The following is a 23,377-nucleotide window of genomic DNA, read 5'->3' on the forward strand; positions in this document are numbered from 1 at the left end:
AGGGTCCTCAACATCAATCAACAAGTCCGGATTCAGTAATTAATTCATCATACATTTTTGTTTGTTCCTCTAAAAATTTAACTGACTCGCTGCTATCGAGGTAGTAAGGAGACCATTCATTGTTTTTTACAAGGTCTTTCCACGCATCCGTTTCAACCATTTCACTGATTACTTTATCCCAGTATGCAATTTCTTCCTCTGACATGTCTTTAGGTCCCATAATCCCTCTCCAGTGAGGGAATACCATATCTACACCTTGTTCCTGCCAAGTTGGAACTTCCTCTAAACCTTCGATTCTTTCTTCAGAAGAAACACTTATTACTCTGAAGTTACCAGCGATATGCTGTTCTTTAGACTCTGATACCGCCATTGTTGCCACATCAACGTGACCACCTAAAAGTGCGGTTACTACATCTCCGCCACTTTCATAGATCATGAAATTTAATTTTGACACGTCAACACCATATGTTTTAGCTGCTTGAACGAAAGATAGGTGATCATTGTTACCTAACCCTGGTGCAACAGCAATCGTTAAGGATGTTGGGTCTTGTTTTAATTGCTCCATTACTTCTTTTGCAGTTTCAAATTTAGAATCATTTCCAACTGCAATGGAAATCCACTCAGTTGTTAAAATCGCGAGTGGAGTAAACTCTTCATATGTGAGTTCACTTTGACCTAATAGGTTATTTGTAATCAAAAGACTGGAGTTAATCGCTAAATGATGTGCATCTTTGGTAGAAAGATACTGCCAACCTATTTCTCCACCACCACCAGGCTTATTGACAACATTAATATTTTGGTCCACAATACCTTCATCCTTAAAAATCTTTTGGATTGCTCTAGCAGTTGCATCCCAACCTCCCCCTGGAGTTGCAGGTGCTACAAGTTCAATATTTCCTTTTGGAAATGAACCTTTGTCTCCTGATGCACCTGAAGAACAGGCTGCCACAAATAATAAAGATAAAATTGCTACAAATGAAAATACTTTTTTCATTGTTCCACCCCTTCTTATCTTTCTTACCATTCACAACCTTATCTTACTTTCATTTTTTAATTATGTAACCGTTTTCAATTTAAAGGATATTAACGACAAAAACATCATTTTGTTCATAAAGTTCACATATTTTTATAGTTCCTGTAAATCAATAGATGAAATAAAAGAAACAAATGTGTTAATTATATTCACTTCTATTGATTCATCATGATAAAGCATCCATGTATTTCGGATTAATGGTTTATTCTTTTTATCCTTTATATATATCTTTCGGATGTCTTCATTTTCCTTTAAGATCATTCCTGGCATGATTGCATAACCTAGCCCATTCACTACCATTTCTTTACAAGTATCAACTTGATCAACTTCCATTGTTACGATTGGCGGTTTTGTGAAATTTTCCATCCACCAGTGATCAACAATCGATTTCAAGAAATTATCCATTCTATAATCAATACGCGGCAGATTTGGTAAGTTCTTTAATTCGATTTCCTCTTTTGAAGCAACACAGAGATAATCTTCAAATAATAGTTGTTTTTGTTCAAGCCATGTATAATCACCTCGAACAAACGCAATATGTATATCTTTTTTATATAAGGAATGGAAAAGGTCCCGACTCCATCCAGTTGTTACCTTGAATTCTACATTTGGATACTGCTTTCTAAACTCTCTTAACAATTGTGGAAGTTTATATTTGGTGAAAAAGCTTGAAACACCTAAATGAATCGTTCCAGCAACGTCACTCTCCATATTTCTCAATTTTTCTTTTATTTGTCTAAGTTTTACAATCATTTCCTCTGCGCTTTTTGCTAAGTATTCTCCTTGAGGAGTAAATCTGACTCCTCGTCTATCGCGATTAATAATCTTTGCTCCAAATTCCTTTTCAATTTGCTTAATCCGATTTGTTAAAGCAGGTTGTGAGATAAACAATTCCTTTCCCGTCTTTGTAATATTTTTATTTTCATATAGTACCTTAAGGATTTCCCAATCTTCACTACGCATTTATTCCTATCCTCCTTTTGCTTACTAGCACTTTAGATATTCAAAAATCTTATGATTCTTCATTCAAATCCAGTATTTTACTTATATCTATTAATATACTATATTTATCCATACATTATAAAGATTGAGGTTAATAGGCGAGGGGAAGAAACATGATACTTTGGATTGTCATTATTATAAGTACGGTATTTCAAACAACACTAAACACAACTAGACCAATTATTACGCTATATGCGTCTGAGATGGGGGCAAATACATTCGATATTGGCATTTTAACGGCAGCTTTTGCCTTTTTTCCACTCATCTTTGCCATCTACGCTGGGAGGGTTGCCGATAAAGTAGGTGACCGGTTACCAGTCTTTCTTGGACTCATTGGAATTTCAATCGGAATGATTCTCCCGTATTCTTTTCCTTCACTCATCAGTTTATTTATTTCACAATTAATTGTTGGGACAGCTGCAGTGTTTATCACGGTTTCCTTACAAAATATTTTAGGAAACATTGCAACAGAGGATAAACGGGATCAATATTACAGTTTATGGGGGATTGCTACAGCACTAGGAGCGGTAATTGGGCCAATTTTCGGTGGGTACTTGGGTGAACACATTTCTTATTCTTCTGTTTTCTTTGCATCAATTTGTCTTACTGTCATACCGATTTTTATGACTTTATTTATTCCTGTCTTACGTAGGCGACAACCTAAACAAAAAATGAAGATTGCTGCTTCTGTCGGATTATTAAAAATGCCTTTACTACGGAAAGCATTAATTTCAAGTGCTCTTGTTCTATATTCAAAAGACATATTCATTGCATACTTTCCGTTATTTGCCAAACAATACGGCATTTCTACATCAACAATTGGATGGATTATCTCGATTCAAGGTTTAGCCATGATTGTCGTTCGTGTCTTTTTACCACTCTTAGCCGAAAAGCTTGGGAGAGATTATGTTTTAATGGCATCCGTTTTTATGGCGGGTATTTCATTTTTGTTAGTACCCTTTACAGGAAACGTCATTATATTGGGTATATTAAGTGCTCTAATGGGACTTGGTTTAGGATGTGGCCAACCGCTTTCTATGACAACAACCTATAATGCATCACCGAAATCCAGAACAGGTGAAGTACTTGGTCTACGCCTTGCTTCAAATCGCTTATCACAGTTAATTGCCCCTGTCTTTTTTGGAGTAGTTGGTTCATGGGCAGGAATCTTTTCCGTATTTTTTATCAGTGGAACATTTTTACTTGGGGGATTATTTGCAATTAAGCCTGAAAAGAAAAATAAATTAGCTTCGTAAAATGGTAAATGAGGTCTTTCAATAAGTGTTAAAAAGTTAGGCAGGGGAGAAAAACGAATCACTTTTCTCCCTTGCCATTTGTTATTTTTATCTGATAGTAGCAGACTGAAGTGATTTGCTTAAAATTACTGGTTTCACCAGTATTTCAATGAGTATTAACTGTGTCCCTATTTCCCTTTTGATAATTTGTCTAGAACTTGTTGGATGGATTGATTCAGATTATCTATATCCACATGTTTTGTTTTTGTATTGTCTAGTTGATATTTTTCCTTCAATTCAAGGATTATTGTCACACTTTCATCGATTCTTTCTTCGGTTAATTCCCCAGTTTTGACTGCATTTTTTATTGCATGATGGACGCGAACCACTTTGTTAAAGTCATGAGCAACCATAATAATGTCACTACCAGCTTTGATAGATTGAACTGCAGCTTCACCAATCTCATAATCATTGGTGATGGCCTTCATGAAAAAGTCATCGGTTATAACCACTCCATTGAAACCTAGTTGATTTCGTAGGATGTCGGTGATTAGCGTTTTTGACATGGAGGATGGATAGATTTGATCAAGTGCTGGTACTAAGATATGACCAGCCATTACCATGTCTGCCCCATCATTTATGGCCTCGCGAAATGGAATCAACTCTAGACTTTCTAACTCCGCAAGTGTTTTTTCAACCTTAGGTAGCTCTAAATGAGAATCTACATGTGTATCCCCATGACCTGGAAAGTGCTTGATACCTGAAATAATAGACTGAGATTGCAACCCCTTCATTGTTTGAATCCCAAGCCTACTTACAATCTCTGGATTAGCACTAAAAGAACGATTTCCAATTACTGGATTTTTTGGATTACTATTAACATCGAGTACAGGAGCAAAATTCACATTAAACCCAAATGCTTGAAGCTCTTTTCCTAGGGTTTTGCCGATTTCAAATGAGAGATTTGGATTATTGATTTTACCGATTTCTAGGTTTGTTGGAAAATCCTTTAGTCCTCCTGGTAACTTCGAAATTCTGCCACCTTCCTGGTCCACTCCAAAAAACAATGGAATTTGCCCCTCATTTGCTTGCTTAATATGATTCAAGTAAGTAACCGTTTGTTTTGGAGTTACTAAATTATCACCATTAAATATAATCCCACCGACATGATAGTTTCTAATTAATTGATTCATATTTTCATTCATTTTCGTACCAGATATCCCAGCAAAAATCATTTGACCTATTTTTTCTTCTAACGTTAGACTTTCATCTTCATTATCTGTTGATTGAAGGTTTGTCACGACTGAAATATGATGAACTGTTGGGTTTGGCACTTGCTCCGTCGGCTTTGGTAATATCCACTTTAACTGAAAGTGCTTATTCACTTGATAAATTAAAATAATTTGATTAACATGGTCATCTTGGTAATATCTAATCTCATCTGGCTCACCTATCGCTTCTTTAATATCATGAAAAGAGATGTTCGTTAAATCTGAATGATAAGAGCGAATATCAAATGCCAATTCGTCCTTAATACCGATAGTAACTTCATGATCAGAATACACCACAAAATCACCAACCGAAGTTTTGTCAATTTTGGTTGGTTGCCCCCATTGACTGTGTATTTCTTGAATCTTTGTTTGCCCAGCTATAAAAGAAGTTTGTGGAACTTTCCCTGTTTTTGATTTTAATAAAATTTCACTAACCAGTTCATGAGTACCTATTTTTTCTTCTGTGGAAGGATCTATCTCTCCTTCGGAGTCATTCTTTTCTGATGGCTGAGTAGACTCCTCACTCGGTGCATTCTGTTCATTTGGCTGCTCATGATCCACTTCAAAAAATACATATAAAAAGCCAATCACGATAGTAACGGAGAGTACACCAATCAACATTGATAGTAATCCTTTTTTGTACATAGGCTACCTCCCTGCTTTTTTCTTCTATAAAATTTGACTCCTTTTAAACTAAAAATGTTACATTTGTAAAATAAAAGGTGCCCGTGACGTAATTCCTACTCTAAACATGATTGAGTTTTATTTTTTCCTATACAATAAAAAATAGGAGTCCGCCCTATAAGTCACTTTTTAATCCCTCTTAGGACAGCTCCTTTATTTTATTAAAGTTTAAATGATACAAACTTCAATTCTGTCATCTCTTCAGTGGAATATTTAATTCCTTCTTTTCCAACACCACTGTTCTTAACCCCACCATATGGCATATTGTCTACTCTGAAAGTTGGAATATCATTTATGATCACTCCACCAACTTCTAATCGATCAGCAGCTTCAAATGCTTTTTGGATATTTGTAGTATACACTCCTGCCTGCAAACCATACTCCGAATTGTTAACAAGTTTGATCGCTTCATCCCATGTTTTATACGAATTAACCGATACAACTGGACCGAATACTTCGTTACAAGAAACTGCTAGAGTATCAGTAGTATGGGTTAAAATTGTCGGTTGAAAAACGGTCCCTTCCTTCTTACCACCTAGGACTACATTTGCTCCAGCTTCCTCAGCTTCTTTTACCCACTGTTCAATTCTCTCTGTTTCCTGGGGATTAATAAGTGCTGATACATCCGTTTCTTCTGCTTTCGGATCACCGAGAACAAGTTTGCCCGTGTAATATTTCATTTTTTCCAGAAACTCTTCAAATAAATGTTCGTTTACATAAATGCGTTGAACTGAAATACATACTTGTCCTGCAAAATTATATGCTCCTTCCGCACACCTAGCTGCTACAGCTTCCAAATCATCCGTACTATCAATGATAACGGCTGCATTTGACCCTAATTCCAGGGTGACGCGCTTAAGTCCGGCTTTTTCTTTAATACGCTTACCAACTGGTACACTGCCTGTGAATGTAATCATTTTCACACGATGATCCTGTATCAATAGATCACCCACTACACTGCCTTTTCCTGTTACAACATTTAGCGCTCCTTTTGGCAGACCTGCTTCTTCAAATAGTTTTGCAGTCATAATTGCACTCAATGGTGTTTGTGAAGCAGGCTTTAAGACAAGTGTATTTCCAGCAGCAAATGCTGGGCCAAGCTTGTGTGCGACTAGATTAAAAGGAAAATTAAACGGTGTAATGGCTGCAATAACGCCGAGAGGTTCTCTTTTTGTATAGCCAAAGCGTCCTTTCCCGCTTTTTGCAGCATCCAGCGGAACTGTTTCCCCGTGAAGTCGTTTCGCTTCTTCTGCAGCAAATTTATATGTTTCTGCAGTTCTGAGGATTTCCGCTCTTGCAGCTTTTAACGGTTTGGCATTTTCTGAAGCCAGTATTAGAGCACATTCTTCAAGTTTTTCTGTGAACAAATCGGATACTCTTTCAAGTATTTCGGCACGTTCAAACGAAGTTAAGTTTCGCATCGTTTTTGTCGCTTGTTGTGCACTTGTAATTGCGTTTTCTACTTGTTCTTTTGTAGCTAATGGGATTAACCCAATTGTTTCTTGGTTATAAGGAGAACGTAATTCTTCATATTCTACGCCTTCCTCCCAAGCGCCATTAATATACAATTTTTGTTTTTCCATCGTATAGCCTCCCTACTTTATATTATAAATATATTATTGTGGGTTGATGATTATCCTAAATTAATCTCAACAATGGTAAAACCTCTATAATCTTTATTTAAGTAGACTGCGAGTCTCCTTCTACTAGTTTCTATCATAACTCTTCTCCAATCGTCCTCTAATTTCCTTCCAGTACATTTAAATGCCCTCTCTTTGAATATAAAATACAAAGCACATTTAATCTTTCCTTTCAATAGAAGACTCAATCATATCATGAGCAGAAAGGAACAAAAAATATGCTGGACAAAATCGTGAATGAATCGTGACGCTAGAATAGCGGCGATACCTAAATCACGAATTATTCAAAATTAACAAATTATTGTATAATACAGTAGATGACTATTTTCAAGGAGGGTATTTATGGACCAGATTGTAAAAGAGTTTGGAGACATTCCCACTACCTGCATTTCGGATATCATGCAAGGATTAAATAATATGGATAGTGCAATTAAGCCATTGAAAGAAGAGTATCGAGTTGCTGGCCGAGCATTTACAGTTAAGATGCCAGTAGGCGATAATACAACCATCTTACAAGCAATCAATGAGGCCAAGCCTGGGGATGTGCTAGTAGTCGATGCAAAAGGGGATACATATCGAACAATTGCTGGAGATTTCATCCTTGGATTAGCGCAAACCCTTGGCATTAAAGGGGTTATAACTGATGGAGTCATTCGAGATATTCTCGGAGTTAAAAAGCTCAACTACCCTGTTTTTTGTAAAGGAACAACAGTTGCTTCTAGTGCAAAGGCAGGTTGGGGTGAAGTGAATGTTCCGATTTCTTGTGGAGGAACTTCAGTAAACCCAGGTGATATTGTTGTAGCAGATGCAGACGGTGTCGTTGTCATCCCTCAGGCCAAAGAAGAAGAAGTATTAGCAAAAGCAAAGGTCAAACTTAAAAAAGACGAGGAAAGAGATGTTAAGGTTTCTGGGAAACCAGAAGAGATTCGTCAATATTTAGCTGACATGCTGTCGAATGTAAAATAACTATAAAAATTAATATAAAAGATAAGATCTTCCGTTGGACAAAAAAGAGCAGTTATACGTCGATGCGTTACCTGCTCTCTTTTGTGTTATGGGTGTAACTTTCTCATAGCTATACTTTAAGAAAGTCCCTTCCCCTTCTATTGCTACATTCTCCTAATTTCTAACTTAAAAAGATTATTATTTCTCATATTTGATAAACTATTATAAAATATAAATTCAAGAACCCTAACGAATGGAGAAACTAAGATGAGAGGTTTATTTGATAAAATAGTGCCACATATAACACGATTCTGGGAGTCTATCAAACGATTTTGGCGGGATAAGCATCTTACCAAAATTTTGTTACTCATCGCTCTCGTATTTATTCTAGTTTCGATGCTATTCTTTGCCTTTATGGCCAGCCAGGCAAACGTTCAATCATTGAAAGAGGGTTTACGACAATCTACTGTTATATATGATAAGGATGGAGAAGTTGCAACCAAAATCATGACAAATCGAACTGAAGGAGTGTTAGTAGAGGAACTTCCTGACCATGTCAAAAATGCAGTTATTGCAATTGAAGACGAACGCTTTTATTCACATAATGGCTTTGATATAAAAGGAATTATGCGCGCATTTTTCAATAATTTATTTGCAGGAAGAATTACAGGTGGAGGAAGTACGATTACTCAACAACTAACAAAGAATGCTCTTTTATCACCTGAACAAACCTATAAACGAAAAATTGAAGAGCTTTTTTTAGCAGTGGAAATTGAAAAGCATTACTCAAAAGACGAGATCTTACAAATGTACTTGAACCAGGTATTCTTTGGAAATGGTTCGTGGGGGATTAATCAAGCCTCCAAAAAATATTTTAATAAGAATATAGAAGATGTTTCAATAAGTGAAGCAGCAATGCTAGCGGGAGTGTTACAAAGACCTTCAGCATTGGATCCTTATAAAAACTATGATCGAGCAATCAATCGCAGGAACACTGTTTTATTAAAAATGCATGAATTAAATATGATTACGGATGAAGAATATGCTCAGGCAAAAAAGGAAGAAATCAAGCTTGAGGATGGTGGCGGAAGCTATATCGAAAGAAGCTATCCTTATTATGTCGATGCGGTGCTGGATGAAGCGATTAAGAAGTACGGTTTAACACAAGAAGAAATTTTAACTCGTGGGTATCGTATTTATACTGAAATGGATCAACATGTTCAGTCGTCCCTTGAAGCTGTATATAAAAAAGACAACCTATTTCCAAGAGGGAAGGATGTCCCTGTGCAAAGTGGGGTTGTCATGTTACATCCTAAAACTGGTGGTGTACTAGGTTTAGTTGGTGGCCGTGGTGATCAAGTGTTCCGAGGATTTAATCGAGCTACACACTTGCAAGCACAGCCTGGCTCAACGATAAAACCTTTAGCAGTATATACGCCAGCACTAGAAGAAGGCTATGAAGTGACTTCTGTGCTAGTCGATGAATTAAAAACATATGGAGATTACACACCTGAAAACTACAATAAAAAGTACCAAGGAGAAGTCAAACTGTACAAAGCACTTGAGGATTCATTAAATGCACCAACAGTTTGGTTATTAGACCAAATTGGACTTGACAAAGGGCTTGATGCTTTAAAAAGGTTTGGTATTCCTTATGAAACTGAGGATCGATATCTAGGCATTGGTCTTGGCGGCATGCATAAAGGGATATCTCCGTTACAATTAGCAGAGGCCTATTCCGTTTTTGCAAACGATGGAAAACGTTCTGAAGGACACCTCATCTCAAAAATTGTAGGACCGACTGGAAATATTATAGCTGAACATAAGCAAAAGACAACTCGAGTTACTTCAAAAAAAGTTGCGAATGATATGACCTCTATGCTATTAAATGTCGTTGAAACAGGTTCAGGGAAAGGTACTAAAATATCTGGAGTTGATTTAGCAGGAAAAACAGGATCAACGCAGCTTCCCTATAAGGATATTAGTGGTACTAAGGACCAATGGTTTGTTGGTTATACACCTAATTTCGTCGGTGCGGTCTGGTTAGGCTATGACAAAACAGACAAAACACATTATATCCCAGGTAGTAGTACACAATATGTTGTTCCTCTATTTAAAGCGATTATGGACGAAATGATCTCTGGAATGGAAATTGACTCCTTTGATGTTGTTTCCGTCAATGCGAAGCTATCTGGACAAGAGGACCGAAAAGTAATTACAAAAGAAGAACTAAAACAACAAGCTGAAAAAATAGAAGAAACATTAAAAGAAGAAAGTGCAAAATGGAAAATTGTATTAGAAGAAGCAAAAAAGGACATAAAGAATGTTAGTGAAAAAATCGCAGAGAAACTAAACAGTTTATTAGAAAAATAAAAGGGGCTGTCCAAAAAGTCACTGAAAAATGACTTTTGAGGACAGCCCTCATTTTTTGTTACTTGGGTTTACTAAAAAATCTGGTGTTGATTTCCGCTGCAGGTACTCGCTTTCCGCGGGCGGTCCAGGAGCCTCCTCGTCGCAAGCTCCTGCGGGGTCTCCCCTGGCCACGCTTTTCCCGCAGGAGTCTCGTACCTTCCGCTACAATCAACAAGGTTACAAAATTTAATAGTATTGACTCGTAACTTTTAAAAAAACTCACAAAAAAATCATCCTTTTTAGTAAAATGAAGTTACCACACAACATTCCAGAAAGGATGATTTTTTATGAGCAATCAATTGATTACTAATGAAAATTATAATACGCAAACTTCCCTTTTTCCAGAGTTCGAAGAGGAGAAACTAGAAGTTCAAAATGAAGAGAAACAAAAAGAACCTAATCCAAGACAATTAGCCCCTACTTTCAAACCCTACGATAATCGACAAATTCAAATGATTTATAATATCGAATCTCTTATTCCACAACATCACGAGGCCCGTGTAGTAGACGAAAAGGCAAGGGAGAAAAACGGTCGTTTTTCTCCCTTGCCTTTTTGTTGAGGACTTATCGGACAGCCCCTTCAATTAGTTCAATAAAATGTTTAAGAATTCCAGCTGTTAATCCCCAAATGACACGATCTTCATAATAATAGAAGCATTCGTCCATCCCTCTTACCTGCCAATTATAATTTTCTCCACCGATGATATCGTTAAATGGAAAATCCTCTTCTGGCTCGACATGAAAATTCACTTTAAAAATTTGGGGTGGATTTGACAGAAAAAATGATAGTGGCACCGTGAATACTTCTCCAACCTCTCCAGGATTGGGACTAATTCCATCAGGATTTGTGATTACGCCAACAAATGGATATATAATTGTTCCAAACGGTGATACAAAATAATCGAGCGGACTTATATTAGTAATTTCACTTTCTTTTATTCCAAGTTCCTCCATCGTTTCCCTTACAGCAGTATACTGTTCATCTTTATCAGTTGGGTCCATTTTACCACCTGGAAAGCAAATTTCACCAGGCTGTCTTCTTAGTTGGTTGGAACGAACCTCAAAGAGGACATGAACTTCATTATCTTTTTTTATTAAAGGTAAGAGGATGGAAAAACGTTTAAAATCACCACGTCCCATGATAGATGGTGTTCGATTTTTAACTACATTGACAATTTTATCGATTTCCATGGTTCACCTCAAAGATAGTTATTGCTTTAAAGCTTTAAAAGCAGAAATAAATTGAATTGGTTCTTCTTTAATATTATAGGAAAATACTCCTTGATTTGTGTGGAGGTATAAAAAGCTAGTTCGATATGATACGTCATACACATGATCTAGACAAAATTCATTAGCAGTAGAAAGAATTCGATCTTCAAATAATCGTAGTTGGTGATCTGTTTCAATATATTTTTGTTCATTCCACTCAATTTTCCGCTGAATCACAATATACGGATGGGATGCAATTACTTTCACGGTTCGCTCCTTTCTTTTCTATTATTGTATCAAAAAATGGCTCACAAAGTTGTTTTCAAATTCATGCTATTAAAAAACCACAGTGAACTATTTTCACTGTGGCATTATGATTTATTGTTGCACGAATTCTTTTTCAAGAGCTTGTAGACGTTCTGATACTTCTTCGGCAGTCAAACCATGTTCTTCAACATAACGGTTGCGTGGGTGAACACGACATTCATGTGTACAACCTCTTAAATGCTTATGCTCATTTTCTTCTGAACATAGAATTTGTTTATTACAATCAGGGTTTGCGCAGTTTACATAGCGTTCACATGGTTCACCAGTAAAATGATCTTTTCCCACAATTACATGCTCTTTTTGATTGACTGGAACAGCAATTCTCTCATCAAACACATAAAGTTGACCATCCCAAAGTTCACCTTGTACTTCTGGATCTTTACCGTACGTTGCAATTCCTCCATGAAGTTGGCCAACATCTTCGAACCCTTCTCTTACTAACCAACCAGAGAACTTTTCACAACGAATACCGCCTGTACAGTAAGTTAAAATCTTTTTACCTTCAAGCATTTCTTTGTTTTCACGTACCCATTGTGGCAAGTCACGGAACGTTTCAACATCTGGTCTGATTGCTCCTCTGAAATGACCTAAGTCATACTCATACGTATTTCTAGCATCCAGAATAATTGTATTTTGATCTTGCATTTTTTCGTAGAATTCTTTTGGACTTAAATATTCTCCTGTTAATTCTAACGGATTAATATCATCCTCAAGACTTAAGTTGACTAGCTCTGGACGAGGTCTAACATGCATTTTCTTAAAAGCATGTCCATCTGCTTCATCTATTTTAAATGGCATTGTTTCAAAGCGAGGATCTTGTCTCATTTTTTCAATATACTTATCTGTTTGTTCAATTGTCCCAGAGACTGTTCCGTTAATTCCCTCGGTAGCTACTAAAATACGACCTTTCAGGCCAATTTCTTTACAGAAAGCTAGATGCTCTGCTGCAAATTCTGCTGGGTTTTCAATTGTCACATACTGATAATAAAGTAATACTCGATAAGGTTTGGTTTCTGTCATTATTTTTCGACCACCTGTCATTATATTTGCAAGATATGAATGTTTTAGGATCGAATTCCACATTTCTCTTACATCAAAGTATTGTAACAAATTATGATCAAGAAAAGCAATTTTTCTTTTTTTCCTATTATTGTAAGCATCCTTTTTTTCGATATATTATATCAATTTTTGACAATTGTTATATAATATTATTTGTCACAATTTATCCAAATGGGGGTTTCAAATATGAGTTTACCAAAGGCGCTTACGATTGCAGGTTCCGATAGTAGTGGCGGAGCTGGTATTCAAGCCGATATCAAAACTTTTCAGGAATATGGAGTTTTTGGCATGTCTGCCTTAACTGTAATTGTAGCAATGGACAATCAATGGGGCCACCAAGTATATCCAGTTGAACATGATATTATTAAAGCTCAGTTGGCTACTATCCTTGATGAAATTGGGGTAAATACTGCAAAAACAGGTATGCTTCCAACCGTTGATATTATTGAAATTGTTGCTGATGTAGTGAAGAAACATAATATACAAAATTTTGTTGTAGATCCTGTCATGGTTTGTAAAGGAGTAGACGAAGTTTTATTCCCTGACCATGCAATTGCACTTAGAGAACTTATAACTCCACTCGCAACTGTTATCACTCCAAATTTAACTGAAGCAGGTCAATTAAGCGGAATAGGTTCTATAAAGACTGTCGACCAAATGAAAGAGGCTGCTGTTAAAATTCATGACCTTGGTGCAAAATTTGTACTTGTTAAAGGTGGAGGTAAACTAAAACATGATAAGGCCGTAGACGTTCTCTATGATGGAAAAGAACTTGAAGTTCTTGAAGGTGAACGATTTGAAACTACGTTTACACATGGTGCGGGTTGTACTTATTCAGCAGCCATTACAGCTGGACTTGCAAAAGGGCTAGAACCGAAAGAAGCTATTTATGATGCGAAAAAATTTATCACAGCAGCCATTCGTCATTCATTTAAATTAAATGAACATGTAGGTCCAACAAACCATGCTGCACGTAGACTACACGGAGAGTAATAAAATATTCAAGCTGTGGATTAATCCACAGCTTTTTCTAATCCAGGGCAAAAAAATGTCCGCCTAGACGAAATTAATATATGATGTTAATATTGTGAATATCATAGAATAGTAGATTTATACCCCATGTATCCACTCGTATAAACATGGTTAGGAGTGTATGGAATGTCTAGTATGAACAAAGAAATTGTAAAATTTTTACGCAAAAAAAATAACATGACTCAACGTGATTTTGCGAAAGCAGTAAATTGTAGTTTTGCCCTTATTGCACTTGTTGAAGTTGGCAAACGCCGAATCACGAGTAATCTTGAAGCAAAAATCAAAGAATCATTTAACTTAGACGACCAACAAATATCATCTCTTGCATCAATTGTTCAAGAAGTTGCTAAGGGTGTACATCCGTATATGTAATTATCCTTTAAATGTAGTTATATGCTTAGATATTTGACGTATTGTCACGCTTTGAGCGAATAGGCGCAGCTATCGGTTCGCAAGATATTCGCTATATCCCTGCTAAAGGTGAAAACCGACAGGGCTCTTAATAAAGATGACTTAAAAAAGCAATTGAGCATAGCTCAATTGCTTTTTTATTGAAGTCTTGTGAATCCGTATTCTTCAAAAAGAGCAAGTGCCTTCTTACTTAATAAAAACTCATAAAATAATTTCGCTTCCTCTAAGTGTTTCGAAGTCTTCACAATCCCAATTGGGTAAATTATTTCGGAATGATGGATTGGCTCTACACTTGTCACAATATGAATTTTGTCTGAGTTTAGTGTGTCTGTTTTATACACAAAACCTGCATCCACATTTCCTGTTTTTACATAGGTAAGTACTTGCCGTACATCCTTTGCAAATACGAGCTTATTTTCGATATCATTCCAAAGACCCATATTCATAAGTGATTCTTTTGCATACATCCCTGCAGGAACCGATTCTGGTATGCCAATTGATAACCTTACAACCTCTTTCTTTACATCTTCAACTGAGGTAATTTTATTAGGGTTGTCTTTTGGAACAATCAGAACTAGTTCATTGCCAATTACATTTTTTTGGTACTCTTCATAAATTAGCCCCTCTTTAACTACTGCTTGGAACTTCTCCTCTGATGCAGATAAAAATATATCTACAGGGGCACCTTGTGAAATTTGCTGACTAAGTGCACCCGATGCTCCAAAATTAAAGGCTATATCAATTGTTGGATGTTCTTTTTCAAACATATTCTTCATTTCAAGAAGGACATGTTGCATACTTGTTGCAGCAGAGACAGTTAATTCAATTCCTTTTGTATCTTCATTCGTTTCTGGTGAACTACAACCATTTATAAATAAAATCATGATTAGTAAAAGAAAAAATCTATACATAATACACCTTCCCTTAGTAAGTATAACTAAATGGAAGGTGTTATGGTAGTATTGAGTTTTCGTTTTCATTTCTGCATTAGATCAAGTTCGCTGTAATGATATTAGCTTTGAAAAGCTTTCTTTTGTATCCATACTATCCTAATTTCAGCATTTAAAATTCAAAGTATTCTTTTGCATTTTGGTAGCAGATTCCTTTCACGATATCTCCTAGTAGATCCATATCGTTTGGTACCTCTCCATTCTCTACCCATTCACCAATTAAATTACAGACTAGGCGTCTGAAATATTCGTGTCTCGTATAAGAAAGAAAACTTCTAGAGTCTGTTAGCATACCAATAAAACGACTGAATAATCCAAGGTTCGCAAGTGCTTTCATTTGTTCGAGCATGCCATCTTTTTGATCATTAAACCACCAAGCAGTTCCAAATTGCATTTTTCCTGGCCTTCCTCCACCTTGGAAGTTGCCTATTGTTGTTCCAAGAATATAGTTATCATTGGGATTCAATGAATATAGAATCGTTTTTGGAAGTGCATCATCGCGTTCTAACGTGTCTAAAAGCTCATTTAATGGTCGTGCTATTTCTCCTTCATTGATACTGTCATATCCTGTATCTGGCCCTAGTTTTTCAAACATTCTAGTGTTGTTGTTACGCAATGCATGAATATGTAATTGCATTGCCCAGTCACGCTTTGCATATTCTTTTCCTAAGTAAGCAAGAGTATATGATTTATACTTAGTTTCCTCATCAACTGAAACTTTGTCACCCTTCATTGCTTTGTCAAATGCTGCTGCGGCTTCTTCTTTGTTTGTGTGTTCATACATCATTGTGTTTAATGCGTGGTCTGAAATACGGCCGCCTAATGAATGAAAGTATTGAATTCGATTCTCAAGCGCTTGTAAGAAATCATCATAGCAAGATATTGTAATACCTGATACATCAGCAAGCTTTTTCACCCAGCCTACAAACGTACCTTGGTTGATTTCTAAACCTTTATCTGGACGGAAACTGGGTAATACTTTGACATCAAAACTTGCGTCTTCAGCAATAAGCTTGTGATACTCTAAAGAGTCAGTTGGATCGTCAGTTGTACAAACAACTTCCACTTTAGATTTTTTGATTAAGTCTCTCGCACCAAATCCTCCACTAGTGAGCTTGCTGTTTACTTTTTCCCATACCATAGGAGCTGATTTCTCGTTCAAAATCTCATGAACATCAAAAAAGCGTTGTAGTTCTAAGTGAGTCCAGTTGAATAATGGGTTTCCGATTGTCATTGGAACTGTTTTTGCCCATGCAATGAATTTATCATAATCAGATGCATGACCTGTTACATACTCTTCATCAATACCATTCGCTCTCATTGCTCTCCACTTATAGTGATCTCCATAGAGCCATGCTTCGGTTATATTTTTGAACGTTTTGTTTTCATATATTTCCTGCGGACTTAAATGACAGTGATAATCAATAATCGGCATATCCTTTGCGTAATTGTTGTACAGGTCGATTGCAGTTTTGTTTGATAGTAAAAAGGATTCGTCCATAAATTTTTTCATAATATCCCCCTTCTTTTATTTATTAGCAATACAATCCTTATAAGGATGTTTTAGTAGTCAATTCTTTAGATAAGTTTAATAACTCAACATGCTTCCCTATGTGTTTTACAAGGCTTTGTCTGTACTCCTCTTCGTTTTCATGTAGTGTAGTGAAGAATTCATCCTTGAAAATGAAGTTTCCATTCTTATCTTTTGCAGTTAATAATAGCCCGTAAGTTACATGGATAACCTGCCTTGCAGCATCATTATTCATATATTCAGGTAATTCCGCATCTGAAACAGAATCAAGTGGAAGGATTGTGCTCATATCTGGTGTAATGTGATAATACTTTAGGGCTTCATCTAAATGTTCAAGCGCATATGCATGCATCCTTCTATATAGACCTGGGTTTACCTTCGCTATTACTCGAACAGCTTCAAGCCAGTTTGTACCTGCTGTTTTTACATGAAGTATACCTTTTGTATATTTAGCAATGATTGGAAATACTGTAAATTTATCACTTCCTGAGTGGATACTTAGTTTATAGCCAAAGTATTCAGCGATAAGTGCGTGTTCACGAAGCTCTTTCTCAAATTGTTCAAGATCACCAATGTAATCAATGCCTTTTTGAAATTCACCACAGAATCTAGGTGCAAGACTTGTTACCGTTACTCCTCGTTTTAGTAATTCATTTGCTACAAAGAAATGTGCGGCTGGTGATGTAACTGTTTCCGTTTCATCAATCGAAATTTCAAAATCAATATCACGATTCGCTTTTTTAATATAGGTGTCATGGACATGGACCATATAATCGAGAGCGTTTCTATATAGCAACACAAATTTTTGTACTGTGTTCTTATCAAATACAATCGAAAGATCTTCAACATTAAAACTTTTATTTAAATATAACTCGTTATAATGACACTTCGTTTCTTCAGGAAGTCCTTCAAATTCAGCACTTATTTCTTCTTCTGTTAGAGCTTCAACTCGATTTTGTATATGGTCAGAACAGTCTAGTGTAAGCATTGACATGCCTAGTGACAATGCCATTTTAATATCTTCTTCTTCTTTCAAGTGGTCACCATCTGCCCCAAAACCTTCTGTATACCCTTCTTGGAAAACCGCAAAACTTGCAGCATCAATTACATCGTTCATTGTACGATTGGTGAGTGTTAATTCTCGTATACTTTGTTGAGCAAGAATTGGCCTTACTTGATGACCTCTAACCGTTTCAATATGTCCTGGTGAAGCAAGACCTAAGCGATCACCTAACCCCATTGTTGCAATTTTTGTACCGAACGCTCTAGGAGCAGTGTAAGCAAAGTAACGATTTAATACTAAACGGTTTTCATGTGTCAACGGAACTACTTTGCCACTATCCGTAATGACAGTTCCCTCTAATTCCTCAAATAAACTCCCATTACCTGTGGCAAGAATCCATCTTTGTGCTTGATCTCTTACCATTACAAGACTTACATTTTCATAGTGAGTTAAAGACTTTTCATATACCTTCACATCTGAGGTACTCTCGAGTTCTTTTCCAAGTTTTAATGATTCAACATGATATTTTAAATGTTCCATATCATTAGCCTCCTTATATTTAAAAAGAGTTTATTTTGTCAATATTCCGATTTTTAAACGTTCGAGTATGCTCCTATTACTGTGGTTTCTCGCCAAACACTGCTCAATAGTTATAAAGTGTCCACCATAGTCTCATTGTCTTATTACAAAACTAAATACTGATAAAGAACTTTTTTATGATAATCCACTTCTATGATTTCTCATATTTCTCTTGTAAAAATGCAATACTATCATCGATAAACGGTTCGGTAGTACTTTCTAAAAGAAATTGGATATGTGGTTTTAATGGCTTTATTAAGCTCATAACTAAATCGTAGTTTAATAATCCTTTACCAGGAGATACAAACTTCAATTTTCCTTCTTCAATAATGAAATCTTTACAATGAACAATAATCATTCGGTCTCCAATTAACTCGATCGCATCTTTAATAATCTTGTCTTGGTGTATGTAATTTTGGGCAGTCATTAAATTTACTGGATCAAAAATAACTTGTAGATTGTTAGAGTTCACTTCATCTAATAAACGTTTTAATAGACTTGCATGATAGACAGGATGATTCACACCCGCTTCAATCCCAACAATTACACCAAACTTTTCAGCTTCATGTACAAGCTCTTTTACACTTTCAACGACTGCTAAAAAAGGTTCTTCCCTAAAATTTTCTTCTGTATAACCCATTTTCGCATGAACATTTCCTGTTTCCGTTCCGACAACACTACATCCGAAATCCCTTGCAAAACGAATATGTTCTTTGAAACGGTCTAGTACCTTTTTTCGTTCATGAAGGTCTGGATGAATCATATTAATATAGCAACCTAATACTGCAATTTGGATGTTATTCCGTTGAAAAGCATTGCGTATATATTGACCAAAACCAGGTGAAAGACTTCCCAGACTGGAATTTAGGTCTGGAAATGATTTTGCTAATGCCAACTGCACAGAAGTAAGCCCTTTATCTCTAACTGTTTGAGCAAGTTGTTCTAAAGAATTTACTTTCACATCATGAGCACGAATACCTAGATTGATCATTTGAACACCTCACTTTATTCCTTTAGATATTTGGATAAGTCTGGGATTTTCACTTTCATTTCTCTGGCAATAATTTGAGCAATTTGGTTTGCCCCTTCCTCAGAAAAATGGGTGTCATCGCTGATTCCTTCTGGATAATTTTGATGTTCCCCAGGCTCGAACCAAAGAAATAGATTTTTACATTTTTCTGGCCCCAAAGATTCGTACAAGTTCTTTGACTCTTTCCACAAATCAATGAGACATACTTGCTTTTGTTCTGCGAGTGCTTTCATACTTTCTGGATAATCACCTAAACTATTGACTATTTTTCCATTCTTATCAAAGGTTCTTCTATGCATAGATGTGACTAGCACTGGTATAGCACCTTTTTTCCTTGCCCCGGCAATGTATTGACTCAAGTAATCTTGATATGAGGAAAATGGTTCAGTTCTTCGGTCATCTACTTTTTGATCATTGTGACCGAATTGAATGAAAAGGTAATTATTTGGTTGAATTGCATCTAGAATCGCATCCAATCTATTTTCCTCGATAAAGCTTTTTGAACTTCTTCCCCCAATTGCAAAATTGTGGATGATGACATTTTCTTTAAAATATTGATGAAGTACCTGTCCCCACCCTGCACGTGGTTCTTCATTTGGTGGGCAATCAGACACTGTTGAATCTCCCGCTATATATATACAAATATTCTCCATTTATACACCTTCAATTTGTCTTTTCACCTAAAACTAGATTCTCTTTTACCTGTCCCTTCTCGGTTATTCCATTAACCTTTTCTTCAATTCTTGCAAATACTTTTAAAGCCAGCCACATAATTAAATAGGCTACTAAACTAACACTGAGAAAAGGTATAAGAGAGGGAATATAAGTAAAGCCAACATAAAGTACAAAAATCCCTATAATCATTGAAAAAGTAACCAGTGGGTAAGATAGACCGTACATGACGGCATTTTTCCAATACGATTTGATAGTTCCGTTAAAATGAACATATATAGGGAATATATACAGTAATATAACGAAAAATACTGAACAAATTGCGATTAGTGCGTACCTCACCACAATCAATAACATGCTTGTAGTTGGCAAAAACACAAGATCGACATATAAAATGTAACCTGTGACAAAAAGGGAAAGCCCTAAGAGGTTGGATTTCAAGAATTCCTTTTTATACACGTTCCAAAATGTTGAAAAGACAGGGATATCCTCTTCTCCCATAATCCACTTACGAGTCACTGCAAAAATTGCTACGGTTGCTGGTACAAATCCTGCAACTACAAGTCCCATTGTGGTAAATAAAAGCCAGAGCAAATTCAAATAAATTAACCGAGATATTACCCCGCACCAGCGATAAAATGGACTCTCCAATCCTCCAAGCATTTGCCTCTCCCCTTTCTACACAGGTATAAATTCTTATACTTGTACTTGATTGTTATTTAGCAATTGTTCAATAGTGATGGGTTTATTTTCTTTGACTGATTTCCAAACTGCTTCACCGATTGCAATTGAATAGGCACCTGCTTGTGAACCTGCTAGTATTTCATAATGGCGCCTCGGGTCAATACCTTGATAGAGATCATGAATTAACACAGGGTCTCCACCACCATGACCCCCAGGTGTTTTCACAACATGAATGACTTCTTTTGAGCCAAATAATGGATAGTAATCTATTGTTTGGTCAGGCACTTCAAAGGGTACACGGCTTGGTGCATGAAATTCTTGAGTTTCAATTCGTCCCTTCGTACCATTAATTGCGAGTCTATATCCTTCAAATGGAGTTGAGAAATTTATAGAATAGCTTAATAACGCACCTTTGTGATACTTTACTGAAGCTGTATACGTATCCTCAATATTTATCTCCGAATCAAAAATACAAGCATCTGGTTGATATCCTGTATATCGATTTTCTTTTCTATCTCCCATGTTTAAGTGATCATCCTCTACAGTCTCCGTAAATTCACGCGGATTCCATCTTTGATAATATTCACATTTATCGATTACATGGCATGTACTACAGAATCTGTTATCTGTGGTTGGATCTGGATTAAGCTCTCCGTCCTGTCCATAATAATGTAGGGCTCCGTGTGCAAAAACTTCCACAGGATGTTGATCAACCCACCAATTTACAAGATCAAAATGATGTGTTGATTTATGGATGGAAAGTCCACCTGAATATTCCCTTTTCCTGTTCCATCGTTTGAAATAACTCGCACCATGGTATGTGTCGATATACCAATTTAAATCAACAGAGGTCACCCTTCCTATTTTCCCTTCCAAAATGAGCTCTTTAATTTTTCTATGATATGGACTATATCGATAATTGAAGGCTACTGTTACGTTCCCTTTACTTTTCTTTTCAGCCTCTATTATTCTTACAGCATCTCTAGCTGTTGTAACCATGGGTTTTTCTGTAATCACATCTATATCATGTTGTAACGCCTTTAAAATATAATCAACATGTGTGTCATCACGACTCACAACAATTATGCAATCTGGTTTCGTTTCCGAAATCATTGCATCAATTTGATTTGGTCGGTACGTAGGTGTTTTTGCTAATACTGGAAATTTCTCCTTGCATAATTCAAGACGATATTCATCACTGTCTAACAACCCAACTATCTCACTTTGTTTGGCAAATTTCTCAATTAATGGAGGAATAAACATTTTTAGAGCTCTGTTACTTAATCCACAAATAGCATATCTTTTCATTGATTTACTAACCCCTGGTGTACTTCATACAGTTTCTCCATCTCCATACTTGCCATGATAAAAGCACCCGCACCGTGTAAGTCATTATGACTTCGCTCACGATTAATATAATAGTCATATTTCCCAATTGAAGTACCAATGACTATATCATCAATAATAAGATTGCCTTCTTCGTTTTCTTGAATTTTATATTTAAGTAGACCCTCATATGCCTTTGTTGCATATGATGCATACTTCTCATCTACATACTTTTTTGAAACAGCTTTAGCAATACAATAGATAAATAGACTAGAAGCAGAAGTCTCGAGCCAGTTGTCCTCAAGATCTCCTTTATCTACCACTTGATACCAAAGCCCTGTCTTTTCATCCTGGTACTTGACAACATCTTGTACAAAGTCTTGTATAAATTCAATCCACTCTGTCTTTTGTGGATGATCCTCTGGTAAAATATCAATCATGTCTATTACAGCTAATCCATACCAACCAAGTGCACGACCCCATATCTCTGGAGCTTTTCCATCTGAACGAGCCCACGGCTGAACGGCCTTTTCATCCCATCCGTGATGGTACAAACCAGTGGCTTCACTTTTCGTGTGTTTTCGCATTAATTTTTCCTGATGGATGACCATATCGATTAATTCTGGTTCATTAAAATCCTTTGCATAATGTAGCGCAAATGGTCCACCCATATATAAACCATCTAGCCACATTTGATAAGGGTACTTATCTTTATGCCAGAAGCCACCTTCACTCGTAAGATTTAAAGTTGTAAATATGTTACGTAGTCGCTTTGCTGCTACTTTATATTTTTTTAGACCAGTAACTTTATATAATGGGAACAATAGAAGACCTGCTTGTATAGAATCCAATTCATCTCTTGCAAATAACAGGTTCCCATTTTCATCAATATTATGATCTACATAAGCCTTTATATAATCTAAATATTTTTGTTCATTTGTTTTGTTATAAACTAAGTCCATTCCACATAAAAAGACTCCTTGGTGATAGTGCCAACGACCTCCTGGTGGAAGTTCCTCTGGAGTAAAATATGCCATAATGGTGTCACATGTTTTCTTTGCAAAATATAGAGGTGATTTTTCAACTTTTGTACTCTTCAAGAATTAACATCCTTTCTAAACACTTTGATAAAATTTAATTTGAAAACGGTAACAACTCTCCTGCCTTTATGCTAGGATATTTACTTAATAATGACTATAATCATTTAATTTACTGTTCCTTAAAGCTTCAAATCCCTGAGTTTATTAGGAATACCCTAATATAATGACACAATGTAATATAATGATTATTCAATTTATAAGGGCTTACATCTATAATAGAGATACATTCTTCTAGTACAGGG

The 23,377-nt window shown here is 36.2% G+C and carries 21 protein-coding genes; 6 read left to right on the forward strand and 15 right to left on the reverse strand.

Translation table 11 applies throughout. From position 1 onward, the window contains the following. Nucleotides 1–13: 13 nt before the first annotated feature. Nucleotides 14–994: a tripartite tricarboxylate transporter substrate binding protein gene (locus ACWPVE_RS03030; protein WP_453990584.1), complete on the reverse strand. Its 981-nt coding sequence runs from the start codon at nt 992–994 to the stop codon at nt 14–16. Nucleotides 995–1,126: 132 nt separating this feature from the next. Next, the gene (locus tag ACWPVE_RS03035; protein WP_453990585.1) at nt 1,127–1,996 is read right to left on the reverse strand and encodes a LysR family transcriptional regulator; all 870 of its coding nucleotides are present in this window, start codon (nt 1,994–1,996) and stop codon (nt 1,127–1,129) included. 152 nt (nt 1,997–2,148) lie between these two features. Between ACWPVE_RS03035 and ACWPVE_RS03040 the strand changes: the two genes are divergently transcribed. After that, nucleotides 2,149–3,291: an MFS transporter gene (locus ACWPVE_RS03040; protein ID WP_453990586.1), complete on the forward strand. Its 1,143-nt coding sequence runs from the start codon at nt 2,149–2,151 to the stop codon at nt 3,289–3,291. Nucleotides 3,292–3,458: 167 nt separating this feature from the next. On the opposite strand, the gene nagZ is transcribed toward ACWPVE_RS03040, so the two are convergent. Both nagZ and ACWPVE_RS03050 read right to left on the reverse strand, forming a co-directional pair. Next, on the reverse strand, nt 3,459–5,186 hold the full coding sequence (gene nagZ, locus ACWPVE_RS03045; protein WP_453990587.1) for a beta-N-acetylhexosaminidase: 1,728 nt from the start codon (nt 5,184–5,186) through the stop codon (nt 3,459–3,461). A gap of 200 nt (nt 5,187–5,386) precedes the next feature. Then, on the reverse strand, nt 5,387–6,808 hold the full coding sequence (locus tag ACWPVE_RS03050) for an aldehyde dehydrogenase family protein (protein ID WP_453990588.1): 1,422 nt from the start codon (nt 6,806–6,808) through the stop codon (nt 5,387–5,389). Between the two features lie 399 nt (nt 6,809–7,207). Here ACWPVE_RS03050 and ACWPVE_RS03055 point away from each other — a divergent pair, with 399 nt between their 5' ends. The 3 genes from ACWPVE_RS03055 to ACWPVE_RS03065 all read left to right on the forward strand — a co-directional run bounded on the left by ACWPVE_RS03055 (nt 7,208) and on the right by ACWPVE_RS03065 (nt 10,782). After that, nucleotides 7,208–7,831, forward strand: a complete 624-nt coding sequence (locus ACWPVE_RS03055) for an RraA family protein (protein WP_453990589.1) — start codon at nt 7,208–7,210, stop codon at nt 7,829–7,831. 246 nt (nt 7,832–8,077) lie between these two features. Continuing rightward, nucleotides 8,078–10,183 (forward strand): PBP1A family penicillin-binding protein, encoded by a 2,106-nt coding sequence (locus tag ACWPVE_RS03060; RefSeq protein ID WP_453990590.1) that lies wholly within the window; start codon nt 8,078–8,080, stop codon nt 10,181–10,183. Between the two features lie 326 nt (nt 10,184–10,509). Next, nucleotides 10,510–10,782, forward strand: coding sequence for a hypothetical protein (locus tag ACWPVE_RS03065; protein WP_453990591.1), 273 nt, complete (start codon nt 10,510–10,512; stop codon nt 10,780–10,782). Nucleotides 10,783–10,786: 4 nt separating this feature from the next. Here ACWPVE_RS03065 and ACWPVE_RS03070 read toward each other — a convergent pair whose 3' ends face one another. The 3 genes from ACWPVE_RS03070 to trhO all read right to left on the reverse strand — a co-directional run bounded on the left by ACWPVE_RS03070 (nt 10,787) and on the right by trhO (nt 12,778). Further along, nucleotides 10,787–11,413 carry an NUDIX hydrolase gene (locus ACWPVE_RS03070; protein WP_453990592.1) on the reverse strand — a complete coding sequence of 209 codons (627 nt, stop codon included), beginning with the start codon at nt 11,411–11,413 and terminating at the stop codon, nt 10,787–10,789. Between the two features lie 18 nt (nt 11,414–11,431). After that, nucleotides 11,432–11,698 (reverse strand): hypothetical protein, encoded by a 267-nt coding sequence (locus ACWPVE_RS03075; protein ID WP_453990593.1) that lies wholly within the window; start codon nt 11,696–11,698, stop codon nt 11,432–11,434. A gap of 111 nt (nt 11,699–11,809) precedes the next feature. Beyond that, nucleotides 11,810–12,778, reverse strand: a complete 969-nt coding sequence (gene trhO, locus ACWPVE_RS03080; protein ID WP_453990594.1) for an oxygen-dependent tRNA uridine(34) hydroxylase TrhO — start codon at nt 12,776–12,778, stop codon at nt 11,810–11,812. Between the two features lie 225 nt (nt 12,779–13,003). On the opposite strand from trhO, the gene ACWPVE_RS03085 reads away from it, so the two are divergent. Together ACWPVE_RS03085 and ACWPVE_RS03090 are read left to right on the forward strand one after the other, a co-directional pair. Then, nucleotides 13,004–13,810, forward strand: a complete 807-nt coding sequence (locus ACWPVE_RS03085) for a bifunctional hydroxymethylpyrimidine kinase/phosphomethylpyrimidine kinase (protein ID WP_453990595.1) — start codon at nt 13,004–13,006, stop codon at nt 13,808–13,810. Between the two features lie 165 nt (nt 13,811–13,975). After that, on the forward strand, nt 13,976–14,221 hold the full coding sequence (locus ACWPVE_RS03090) for a helix-turn-helix domain-containing protein (RefSeq protein WP_453990596.1): 246 nt from the start codon (nt 13,976–13,978) through the stop codon (nt 14,219–14,221). Nucleotides 14,222–14,397: 176 nt separating this feature from the next. On the opposite strand, the gene modA is transcribed toward ACWPVE_RS03090, so the two are convergent. The 8 genes from modA to ACWPVE_RS03130 form a co-directional block, all read right to left on the reverse strand. After that, nucleotides 14,398–15,171 (reverse strand): molybdate ABC transporter substrate-binding protein, encoded by a 774-nt coding sequence (gene modA / locus ACWPVE_RS03095; RefSeq protein ID WP_453990597.1) that lies wholly within the window; start codon nt 15,169–15,171, stop codon nt 14,398–14,400. 151 nt (nt 15,172–15,322) lie between these two features. Continuing rightward, the gene (gene uxaC, locus ACWPVE_RS03100; RefSeq protein WP_453990598.1) at nt 15,323–16,723 is read right to left on the reverse strand and encodes a glucuronate isomerase; all 1,401 of its coding nucleotides are present in this window, start codon (nt 16,721–16,723) and stop codon (nt 15,323–15,325) included. A 37-nt stretch (nt 16,724–16,760) separates the two neighbouring features. Further along, on the reverse strand, nt 16,761–18,284 hold the full coding sequence (locus ACWPVE_RS03105) for a tagaturonate epimerase family protein (RefSeq protein WP_453990599.1): 1,524 nt from the start codon (nt 18,282–18,284) through the stop codon (nt 16,761–16,763). A 190-nt stretch (nt 18,285–18,474) separates the two neighbouring features. Further along, nucleotides 18,475–19,314 carry a sugar phosphate isomerase/epimerase family protein gene (locus ACWPVE_RS03110; RefSeq protein ID WP_453990600.1) on the reverse strand — a complete coding sequence of 280 codons (840 nt, stop codon included), beginning with the start codon at nt 19,312–19,314 and terminating at the stop codon, nt 18,475–18,477. A 14-nt stretch (nt 19,315–19,328) separates the two neighbouring features. Beyond that, complete coding sequence (locus ACWPVE_RS03115; protein WP_453990601.1) at nt 19,329–20,006, reverse strand: rhamnogalacturonan acetylesterase; 678 nt, start codon at nt 20,004–20,006, stop codon at nt 19,329–19,331. Between the two features lie 10 nt (nt 20,007–20,016). Further along, nucleotides 20,017–20,688 carry a YesL family protein gene (locus ACWPVE_RS03120; RefSeq protein WP_453990602.1) on the reverse strand — a complete coding sequence of 224 codons (672 nt, stop codon included), beginning with the start codon at nt 20,686–20,688 and terminating at the stop codon, nt 20,017–20,019. A 33-nt stretch (nt 20,689–20,721) separates the two neighbouring features. Then, nucleotides 20,722–22,017 (reverse strand): Gfo/Idh/MocA family protein, encoded by a 1,296-nt coding sequence (locus ACWPVE_RS03125; RefSeq protein ID WP_453990603.1) that lies wholly within the window; start codon nt 22,015–22,017, stop codon nt 20,722–20,724. After that, nucleotides 22,014–23,135, reverse strand: coding sequence for a glycoside hydrolase family 88/105 protein (locus ACWPVE_RS03130; protein WP_453990604.1), 1,122 nt, complete (start codon nt 23,133–23,135; stop codon nt 22,014–22,016). The genes ACWPVE_RS03125 and ACWPVE_RS03130 overlap by 4 nt, the downstream gene beginning before the upstream one ends. Nucleotides 23,136–23,377 lie beyond the last annotated feature (242 nt).

Source organism: Bacillus nitroreducens, from assembly GCF_964021195.1.